This is a genomic window from Buttiauxella sp., assembly GCF_049686335.1.
Lineage (GTDB): Bacteria > Pseudomonadota > Gammaproteobacteria > Enterobacterales > Enterobacteriaceae > Buttiauxella.
This window is the reverse complement of sequence record NZ_JBAVHX010000026.1, coordinates 58,855-68,591: the sequence shown is the minus strand read 5'-3', so window position 1 is coordinate 68,591 and position 9,737 is coordinate 58,855. Positions and strand designations below refer to the sequence as shown.

The 9,737-nt window shown below is 44.9% G+C and carries 10 protein-coding genes, 1 tRNA gene and 1 pseudogene; 4 read left to right on the top strand and 8 right to left on the bottom strand.

Annotation, left to right across the window (positions count from 1 at the left end; translation table 11 throughout):
* Positions 1 to 20 precede the first annotated feature (20 nt).
* Positions 21 to 96 (top strand) — tRNA-Asn (locus WBL83_RS17200).
* An 85-nt stretch (positions 97 to 181) separates the two neighbouring features.
* On the opposite strand, the gene WBL83_RS17195 is transcribed toward WBL83_RS17200, so the two are convergent.
* Complete coding sequence (locus WBL83_RS17195) at positions 182 to 451, bottom strand: hypothetical protein (RefSeq protein WP_424590298.1); 270 nt, start codon at positions 449 to 451, stop codon at positions 182 to 184.
* A 373-nt stretch (positions 452 to 824) separates the two neighbouring features.
* On the opposite strand from WBL83_RS17195, the pseudogene WBL83_RS17190 reads away from it, so the two are divergent.
* Positions 825 to 1,858: pseudogene (locus WBL83_RS17190) on the top strand (aldo/keto reductase).
* A 208-nt stretch (positions 1,859 to 2,066) separates the two neighbouring features.
* On the opposite strand, the gene WBL83_RS17185 reads toward WBL83_RS17190, so the two are convergent.
* The 3 genes from WBL83_RS17185 to WBL83_RS17175 are packed head-to-tail and all read right to left on the bottom strand — an operon-like array spanning position 2,067 to position 3,479.
* Positions 2,067 to 2,717 carry an ArsR/SmtB family transcription factor gene (locus WBL83_RS17185; protein ID WP_424590294.1) on the bottom strand — a complete coding sequence of 217 codons (651 nt, stop codon included), beginning with the start codon at positions 2,715 to 2,717 and terminating at the stop codon, positions 2,067 to 2,069.
* A gap of 53 nt (positions 2,718 to 2,770) precedes the next feature.
* Complete coding sequence (locus WBL83_RS17180; RefSeq protein WP_424590293.1) at positions 2,771 to 3,163, bottom strand: amino acid-binding protein; 393 nt, start codon at positions 3,161 to 3,163, stop codon at positions 2,771 to 2,773.
* Entirely contained in the window at positions 3,156 to 3,479 is a 324-nt protein-coding gene (locus tag WBL83_RS17175; protein ID WP_424590292.1) for an antibiotic biosynthesis monooxygenase family protein, read from the bottom strand. The genes WBL83_RS17180 and WBL83_RS17175 overlap by 8 nt, the downstream gene beginning before the upstream one ends.
* 483 nt (positions 3,480 to 3,962) lie before the next feature.
* On the opposite strand from WBL83_RS17175, the gene WBL83_RS17170 reads away from it, so the two are divergent.
* Positions 3,963 to 4,940: a hypothetical protein gene (locus tag WBL83_RS17170; protein WP_424590291.1), complete on the top strand. Its 978-nt coding sequence runs from the start codon at positions 3,963 to 3,965 to the stop codon at positions 4,938 to 4,940.
* A gap of 54 nt (positions 4,941 to 4,994) precedes the next feature.
* Here WBL83_RS17170 and WBL83_RS17165 read toward each other — a convergent pair whose 3' ends face one another.
* Positions 4,995 to 5,387, bottom strand: a complete 393-nt coding sequence (locus WBL83_RS17165; protein ID WP_424590290.1) for a YdeI family stress tolerance OB fold protein — start codon at positions 5,385 to 5,387, stop codon at positions 4,995 to 4,997.
* A 203-nt stretch (positions 5,388 to 5,590) separates the two neighbouring features.
* Positions 5,591 to 6,085, bottom strand: a complete 495-nt coding sequence (locus WBL83_RS17160; protein WP_424590289.1) for a glutathione peroxidase — start codon at positions 6,083 to 6,085, stop codon at positions 5,591 to 5,593.
* Between the two features lie 190 nt (positions 6,086 to 6,275).
* On the opposite strand from WBL83_RS17160, the gene catA reads away from it, so the two are divergent.
* Positions 6,276 to 6,953, top strand: coding sequence for a type A chloramphenicol O-acetyltransferase (gene catA, locus WBL83_RS17155; protein ID WP_424590288.1), 678 nt, complete (start codon positions 6,276 to 6,278; stop codon positions 6,951 to 6,953).
* A 59-nt stretch (positions 6,954 to 7,012) separates the two neighbouring features.
* On the opposite strand, the gene WBL83_RS17150 is transcribed toward catA, so the two are convergent.
* Positions 7,013 to 8,941: a putative bifunctional diguanylate cyclase/phosphodiesterase gene (locus WBL83_RS17150; RefSeq protein WP_424590287.1), complete on the bottom strand. Its 1,929-nt coding sequence runs from the start codon at positions 8,939 to 8,941 to the stop codon at positions 7,013 to 7,015.
* A gap of 17 nt (positions 8,942 to 8,958) precedes the next feature.
* The gene (locus WBL83_RS17145) at positions 8,959 to 9,453 is read right to left on the bottom strand and encodes a molybdopterin-dependent oxidoreductase (protein WP_424590286.1); all 495 of its coding nucleotides are present in this window, start codon (positions 9,451 to 9,453) and stop codon (positions 8,959 to 8,961) included.
* Positions 9,454 to 9,737 lie beyond the last annotated feature (284 nt).

Sequence of the window (9,737 nt, the reverse complement as noted above, 5' to 3'; positions counted from 1 at the left end):
TATGCGCCCCGTTAACCGATTCCTCTGTAGTTCAGTCGGTAGAACGGCGGACTGTTAATCCGTATGTCACTGGTTCGAGTCCAGTCAGAGGAGCCAAATTCGAGAGCCCGCTTAAGGAAACTTAAGCGGGCTTTTTTGTTTTTGTCGATTACCAGCAAGTTAAGCGTTATTTATAGTCCGGCTACTTATCACGAATAAGAGAAGTCGCCACTGTCGTCAGGACGTCTATAATGGGCATAGTTCCCGCACCAGCTAAAAAGTTATGATTATCTATTTGCTGTTGCTTGCGGATATCCGCAAAACGGGTCAGCGCATGTGTTTCGTCAGTGGCGATGACTTCTTCGAATTGTTTTTCATAACCCATTGCAGTCAGTTCAGAGACGCCTTCCACGTCTGATTTTTTCAGGACAACGGTTTGCTTACCCTTTTTAAAAAAACAGTATTCCGGCATTTGGTGCTCCATATGGAGTGGGACGAGATAAAACAATATCTCCGGCATGCTTAAATTCCATACACATCTGCAAATTTCCGCGTTTTACTTGATCTGAATTCGCTAATTAGTTAGTCGGCTACAGACTGATGGCTGGCGCAATTGTTGCGTGTGGTGGTAAGCAGGAGCTGTGCGCTATGGTCTACACTCTCTACATTAAAAAGTAGGTATGCACTCCAGTATTTCCGAAGTTTTTCGGCTGAAAGTTACCGTTATCACGGATGTTAAAACTACTTCTGAGTATGGGCTTACAGCGTCCTGATATGTCGGCGGCTCATCCCTATTCAGATAATCATTTTATCTTTCCGTGGAACTGCCTTCAGGAGGTCAAGCCATGCGTTATCGCATCTTTGGAAATACAGGTCTTAGAGTCTCAACACTCGCCCTTGGTACGGGTAATTTCGGCAACGGTTGGGGTTATGGTGCGGATAAGGAAGAAGCACTTAATATCTACACACGCTACCGGGAAGCGGGTGGTAACTTTATTGATACCGCAGATCAGTACCAGTTCGGGCAATCAGAATCCATGCTCAGCGACTTCATCGCATCCGAACGCGATGACATCGTGCTTGCCACCAAATTTTCTCTGGGCGACTCGCCTGAAGCAGGCCTTCAGCGCACCGGTAATAGCCGCAAATCATTGATTAACTCCCTTGAGGCGAGTCTGAAACGCTTGAAAACCGATCATATCGACTTACTTTGGGTGCATATGCCTGATGGGGTAACACCGGTTGATCAAATTGCGAAAGCCCTCGATGACCTTATCCGTTCCGGGAAGATTCTCTACGCAGGGCTGTCGGACTTCCCGGCATGGCGTGTGGCGACTGCCGCCACCCTGGCTGAACTTCGTGGCTGGTCTTCTGTATCCGCCGTGCAACTGGAATACAGTCTGGTGGAACGATCGGCAGAACGCGAGTTACTGCCTATGGCGGCGGGTTTTAACCTGGGCGTGGTGAGCTGGTCACCTTTAGGCGGCGGTTTGCTGACAGGGAAATATCGCAAAGGGGAATCGGGACGGGCACAAGGGCTGGGCGCGGTGATACATGATGAAAGCAATCAAATAAAAACCGCAACGGTTGATACCGTGCTGGCTATTGCTGACGAAACGGGACATTCGCCAGGGCAAATCGCCATCGCATGGGTACTCGCGAAGGGAACACTGCCAATTATAGGCCCACGTACCGCAGAACAACTTGCGGATAATCTGGCGTCGGTAGACGTTCAGCTGACGAGTAACAACTCTCACGCCTTGATGCCGCCAGCGCTATCACGCTTGGCTTCCCGCATGACATTGTCGCGGCCTCCGCTGCCTCTCTGGGGGGCGGCAAGCATGAGCTGATTGATACATCAATTCGGGCGCTTCGTTGATATACGATTCGGCTTTGTCGTAGCTCGCACGAGGAGTCTCAACTGAGCTCAGCTTAAGATTGTTCATCCACTTTCTTAAGCTGACTCTTTCTTCTTCACACATCCAGCATGAATCGGGAACATCCGACAAAACCGCACAAGCGAAAATCGGACAACCATTTTTTACAGGCATTAACTGCAAACCGATTTGAGATCGTCGTTTTCAAAATCACATTGTCAGATTGAAGAAGTGTTTTAACGCCTTTTTTCCGCGGTGTGTGAAGACAACTTCTCTGTAACCGTTAACTCGGGTAATCCACTGATTTTGCTCGAAGGTCGTCAGCAACGCCGCACCCGCACTCCCTCCAAGATGATATCTGCGCTCACTCCAGTCCAGACAACCGCATGCACACTTGCGCCTGGTTTGAGGAATGAAATTTATACCAAGCTCCTGAAACTTATTTATGCCGACGGATGACAACTCATCCCGATCAAGCAGTATCCACTCCTGCTTGAGCATAAAATCATATATCCCTACCGCGATTTCACCCGCCAGATGATCGTAACAAGTTCGCGCTTTGCGCAAATGCACCGGAGTTCTGGTATTCATCTTCGGCGCTGATTTCATCGAAACCCCCATCAAGGTTTCAAGTAATGCAGCAATGTCTTGTCCGGAGAGTCGGTAATAACGATGGCGCCCCTGAGACAAACAACTTACCAGCTTGTTTTGCAGGAGTTTTGCCAGGTGAGCACTTGCGGTAGAGGGAGCAATGTTAGCAACCGCGCTTAACTCCGTTGCCGTCCAGGCTCTGCCATCCATCAGGGCGCAAAGGATACTGACCCTGGAAGGGTCAGCAATCGCGGTCGCAATATTGGACATAGACTGTTCGAGGCAGTCTGTGTCATCGGAAGGCGAGGTTGCCTTAAGAAGCTTCACTGTGTGGAAACATCCCATTGATGTGTGACCTGAGCGGCCAGTTCATCATTGTCAGTTAAAAGAATCAATTGATTACTATGGTCGCTGTATTGCACCACAATATTGATATTATGACGGGCGAGCGCATCGGCTATCTCGCCTAACTCACCTGGCCGTTCTTGCTTGAGCTTCCTGATGATTGGCTTCGTGACCTTTTCAACCTGTAGACCAACCTTAGTCAGCGCCATAAAAGCGCCCTCTCCATCTTCAACCAGAAAATGAGCATGACTTTGTTGGCCTGTGGCAAAGACTCCACCACCTTCAAGCCCAATCCCATGATGACCAAGCGTAGAACCCAGTAACGCAAGGCCGCCCGGCACGTTATTAAAGACCACATGAATATCATACATTTGAGTCATTCCTTTTTTCTGATGAATACTCGCGCAGGACATTCGCGACTCTGATTCTGTAATGGGCAAAGAGGGTTTGCTGCCCTTCTTTTTGCGCCGCCTGATGCCGCAGGTTTTTTTTCCATTCGAGTACGGCCTCTTCGCTTTCCCACCACGAAAGAGAGAGGATTTTTCCCTGGGTACTCAGGCTCTGAAATCGCTCAATTGAAATGAAACCTTTTACGTTATCGAGCTCAGGCCGGAGTTCACCCGCAAGTTGTAGATACCTTGCCTGATGTTCCGCAACCGCATCTGCTTCAAAAAGTACTGCAATCATGACTATCTCCTCATAGTGGACGCCCCCACTATAGTGAGAGAAATAATGGATGCTTCGTTGCTGAACGAAATGTTGAAGAATGTTGACGAACCATTATTTCTGATTTTATTTATCCGGGCGCAAGAAAAAAGCCATCGTCTCCCGTAAAAGACTGGATAAATATTAACTAAAGTTGAAAGCAAGTAATAAGCAATGGAATAAAAGGAATATAACCTCCAAACCAGGCGGCAAGAAAAACATAACTATCATCGCGAAAATAAAAGTCAAAATCACATAGCGACATGAAGATTATTATTGGTTGATTATCAACAGTAATTTAATTTATGGCGGTGCAAATAGCTATAAAACAGGTGGTTTTGTGGTTTTTTATCATAAACACGACTACATTTAAAGTACGCGAGTGACATTCTGATCACCCCGCCAAATCTCATATACACCATCGTCATTGGTTTAAATACCAATAATCTATAATGGGGAATGAAAATGACGGATTATCAAACATCCCATCGCGACCACGATGATTTCGATGTAAATAAATCGGCAAGAAATATCATCCGGATTAGCGTCATCAGTTGGGGCGCTGTTTTTGCTGGGGTTATTCTCTCAATGCTGGTTTATTTGATGTTGATTATTCTTGGAACAGCGATAGGCCTCAGTACTATAGATCCATTAAAAGAACAGAATCCACTTGATGGCATTGGTATGGGTGCCGCCATCTGGACAGGTTTAAGTATGTTAATTGCCATTGCCGCAGGAGGATTTATTAGCGGTTGGCTTGCACGTCGCGAAGGTTGGCTGCATGGATTGTTAATGTTTGGCGTTAATACATTAATTTGCGTCTGGTTTATGTTTGTTATTGCGAATGGTGCAATGACAGGTGCACTGAGTGTTTTAGGTTCGGGCATTCAGGCAGCCGGCAGCGGTATATCTGCTGCGGCACCTGGAATAACTGAGCAGGTAAAAGGGAAATTAGACGAAAACAATATTAATCTGGATGGTTTACAGAGTGAAATTGAAACAGCGTTAACACAACCGGTTAATCCTGACGCATCCACAAATGGGCAGCAAAATACCGGCGCGGTAAATAATAATGGGGCAAATGATATTGCCGGGTTTATTAAAGGTCTTTCTGAAAGGAATGATGCCACCTTTCAACCATCAGACCGCGAAGCTTTAAAAAATATCATTATTAAACGTACCGGTAAAACGGATGCGGAGGCCGATCAAATAGTCGCCCAAACGGAAAAAAACTATCAGGAAGCCCGGGTGAAATATGAAGAAATGAAAAAACAGGCGGAACAAAAAGCACGTGAAGCGGGTGAGAAAGCAGCAAAAGCAACGGCCAGGGCAAGTTGGTTTGCCTTCTTTATGTTAATTGTCGAAGCGGTACTGGCGGGTGCCATGGGCAAAATGGGTAGCCATACCAAATGGCATGCTGTACGTGAAGAATATTACCGTTAAATTAAATTACTTCATATTTTTCACATTCACAGGGGGCCTTATAGGCCCCCTGATTCATTTTTGTAGACGATCAACATTCATCACCAGTGGCTGAGCTTTTTTATCAAGCGTACCGTTAATACTAATCATTTGATCGGGTTTAACTTCTCTTCCATCAAAAACAGATTTGGGTATGTTAGTTTCAATCTCGTCAGTGCCGTCACGGAAGATGTAACGATCGCCCCCCTTATGATGAATCAGGTTTCCACGCAGAGAAAGTGTTGCGCCATCATGCATTGTTTTAGCAAATTTCACGGTCATTACCCGTGCATCTTCTGTGCCACGATAGCCATCTTCAATTTTATCTGGTGAAGGCGGAGCGACAACTTCTTTTAAACCGCCCTGTTCCTCTGCATAACTCGCTGGAATAACCAGCAAGAATAAAAAAACTCTTAGGATTAATTTCATTTTTACTCCAGTTATGTAGGGGTATTATTTTAATTCTAGCCAGTAAACCCGCGCTCATCCAAATTATTGACTGGAAATTGGTTTCGACTTATCTAGTCTGAGCGCGCGACATCTTATTTAATAGCGAGGGGCGACAAAATGAATAGTGAGCATTTGCGCCTGGCACGACCCGGTGGAGTGAAATCGAAAGTGAATAGTTCACATTACAAGGTCACTTCGGTTTCAAGTGCAGTACGGATTGCGGCTTCCATTTTCTCCGGGGTGGAGATGGGTGCAAAACGCTTAAGCGGTTTCCCGTCGCGTCCGATCAGGAACTTAGTGAAGTTCCACATGATTCGCCCGCCCAGCACGCCGGGCAATTCCTCTTTCAGGTAACGAAACACCGGGTGCGTTGTGGCACCGTTGACCTCCACTTTCTCGAACATCGGGAAGCTTACACCGTAGTTGATGTGACAGGTCTGCGAGATGTCGTCGGCGCTCCCGGGTTCCTGTTTGCCGAACTGGTTACAGGGGAAACCAAGCACTACCAGACCCTGGGCGGCGTATTTCTTGTAGAGCATTTCAAGGCCTGCATATTGTGGCGTAAAGCCACAGAGGCTTGCGGTATTCACCACCAGAACCAGTTTGCCTGCGTAGTCGGCCATCGGGATAAGCTGACCACGCAGGCTGGTTGCAGTAAGTTGATGAAAGGTGGTCATGGTGTCGTTCCTCTGCTGTTTATGGTCAATGAGGGGCGCGGTATTGCCTTTCTGCCTGACTGCCAGGTAAAGGATCCGCTACTCTCAAAATGCGTTCTCTATCAAACAGTTTGCGCCCTGCATGTTTGCTTAATTCATAAAAAAATTTAGACTAGCATCTGATATATAATTTACAATCAAAGGTTAAAAAATGAAAAAAACAACTCTGGAATATACACCTGTTGACTTATCTCGTTGGGCAAGAAAGGAGCACTTTGAGGTATTCCAGTCATTTGCTCAAAGTACTATTAACCAAACTGTCCTGATAGATATTACCGCGCTGCTAAAACATATAAGGGAAGTTGGCTGGAAATTTTACCCTACTATTATTTTCCTTCTTTCTAAAGTCGTAAACCGTCATGCGGAGTTTCGTATGGCCATGAAGAACAATGAGCTTGTCATATGGAATGAAATTCATCCAAGCTATACCATTTTTCATAATGAAACAGAGACCTTTTCATCATTATGGAGTCACTACGATGGCAATATTCATCACTTCCAGGACGTTTATTCAGAAGACATTGCACGCTATGGTAATAACCTTTCTTATTGGCCAAAGGAAGAGTCTCGGGAAAATATATTTTTCGTATCGGGTATTCCCTGGGTAAGTTTCACCAGTTTTAATATCAACCTTGCTAACATGCAGAACTTTTTTGCCCCCATGTTCACGCTTGGAAAATACTACAATCAGGATGGAAAAGTATTGTTGCCTCTCGCCGTTCAGGTACATCATTCCGTGTGCGATGGTTTCCATGTGGCAAGACTTGTCAATGAGTTACAACAGTTAAGTGATGACATACAGCACCTTTCAGAGGAGCTCAATGCTTGATGTGCCAGAGGTCTTAAAGACCTCCTTTATATAGAGTGGGCAAGAAGAACATTTTCCATTTAACCGTTTCTGATTTTACCCTCTATATATGGCTGAGGTTTACCAAACAGATAGCCTTGTGTGAAATCACACCCCAGCACCTGGAGGCTTTCCAGTTGCTCCTGTGTTTCAACACCTTCAGCAACGACCTTCATATTAAGGGATTTCGCCATGCCGGTGATGAGCCTGATGATATTAAGGGCGTCTTCCTGTGTCGATATCGAATGCACAAAGGACTTGTCTATTTTAATTTTATCGAAGGCAAGTCTGCTGAGGCGTGAAAGAGAAGAATAACCAGTACCAAAATCATCGATGGAGATTTTCACCCCCAGAGCCCGCAGCCTGTTAAGCGTATTCATCGGCGTATTGCTCTCAGCAAAGAGAGAAGATTCAGTCACTTCCAGTTCAAGACGCTCAGCGGGAAGTCCCGTTTCGTTCAGAATAGACAGCACTATTGCGGCAAAGGCTTTGTTGCTTAGCTGGACAGGAGAGACATTGACTGAAATTTTAGCCGGAATTACCCAGGTAGCGGCTTCCCGGCAGGCCATTTCAAGCACCGATTTCCCCATCTCGTTAATCATTCCTGTTTTTTCAGCTACAGGAATAAAGCTGTCCGGTGACAGGATCCCCTTTAAAGGATGTATCCAACGAATAAGGGCTTCATAGCTGTAAATTTCCCGGCTGAAAGAATCGACAATAGGCTGATAGTAAACCACGAATTCTTTATTCACTAACGCCAGTGCCATATCATGCTCAAGAGTTCGGCTTTCTTGCAGCTTGTCCAGCATCCATTGCCGGAAGACTTTTATCTTACCAGCGCCCTCTTTTTTGGCTTCGTAAAGGGCCAAATCTGCAAATTTATAAAGATAGTCGGAGCGGCGTTCAGTGTCTGAGATAACAATGCCGACACTGGTGGTTATATTGATAATCGTATTATAAATAGTGTAGGGCTGGTTAATAGCATCGCATATATTTTGGGCTCGTGAAATGGCACTGCTCTCCGTCAGGCCACTCGACAGAAATGCAAATTCATCCCCGCCTAAACGATAAAGCGTATCGGGATTCAGGCCCATAGAAATCAGACGGTGTGATATCTGGCGTAATAACATATCACCGACATCATGACCATACGTATCATTGACCTCCTTGAATCGATCTAAATCAAACAACATCACATTCACAGAAGTATTATGTTTTACTGCGATCTCGATGGTTTCATTTAAATTCCCCCAGAAAAAATGGCGGTTATTCATCTCTGTCAGAGAGTCATGGTAGACGTCATATTCCAGCTTTGCATTCTGGATTTGCAGTTTTTCTTTTGATTCCTGTAGTGCTTCAGCAAGACTCTTTACCTGGAGATGCGCCTTCAGAATATTTCTGTTTTGATAAAAAATCAGCACACCAAGGATCGCACTCATTATTATCAGTAATACAGACGTCGCTGAGTAAATATAGTACAGGGTTTTAATTTTGAGGTTGGCGTCATTAATTGAGTTGATATCTTTGTCTAAAGCGCCGGATGACAGACGACCCAGTTGAGCATCAAGCGTCTGCATTCTTTTCAGGTATGCCTGGAGTTCTGAACGGTTCATTTTCTCAAGATGAAGATCCAGATACTCAAGTGTCTTTTCCAGCTGTAGAGCCAGTGCATGATGGGCTTTATTACTTTCTATGTAATTCCTCAAATCACCTTCTTTCATTAAATCACTCTGGCTGAGCATAATCTCGAGACGCATGCGCACTTGATCCAGCGTCATCGTCTCATCGATAGTGTAAAGACCAAGCAACGATTCGAACCGGTAATATTCTGACACCATCTGTGCAGCAGACCACGAAGCGGCGTAGTGAGTCAGTTTCTGTAACTCTTGTTGCCTTTCATGCACAAGGAAAGAGATATACGCGGTAGATATAAAAAGGAAAAAAATGATGCCAGCCAGAATTCTGTTCATGTTGGTCTTCTGACCCCTTACTCAATATTCATTCTGCTGACCTGCCAGGCTGATCTTGAATAATAAATCTGATTATTCAGCTCAGGTAAGCTGTCATAGGGGTACACAACAAACAACGGGCCTTTATCACGGATACGCATATATTCCCCGTTGATTTTTAAAGCAAGGATAACGTTGTATTTCTTAAAATCACTGAGGGGGATTTCGGTGGTGTAGTCATTAAGCGCAGTGACCTTAACAACAGAACCTTTCGCTCCGACATAATCCATGAGCTTTTGCAGTGGAATACCCGTAAAGGTAGTGCGGCCATCATACCAGGGAGAAGTGGACTGAAAGCTGACCATACCGAGTTTCTCAAGGCTTGCGAGATCAAAAACGGCTTTTCCACCTTCATTGGTATTTTTGATATTACCAGACAGCGTTAAAAGGATTTTACCGGAAGGCATGGAAAGTTCGCCCGCCCAGACCTGTGTGGAGAGCGCAAAGCTTAACAGCATGACAATGAACCGCATTCTGACCTCGTATATCAACCGGATGTTAAAGAATTATAATTTAGTTACTGTGCTATTAATATATGCTCCAGTGTTATTGTTGACGCAATCATCTCACCAATATTTTAATTCATTAAAATCAATTGGTTATAAAAAATTTTCTTTTTATATCGATAAATAAAGGGCAGTGCTGTTATTTGATATACACAAAACAGTGTTGCGCCTGTGCAAAAAAAAACCACCTGTTTACTCAGCGAAAATAAACACACAGCAATATAAAGGTTAATTTGTTTGTTATCTGGCAG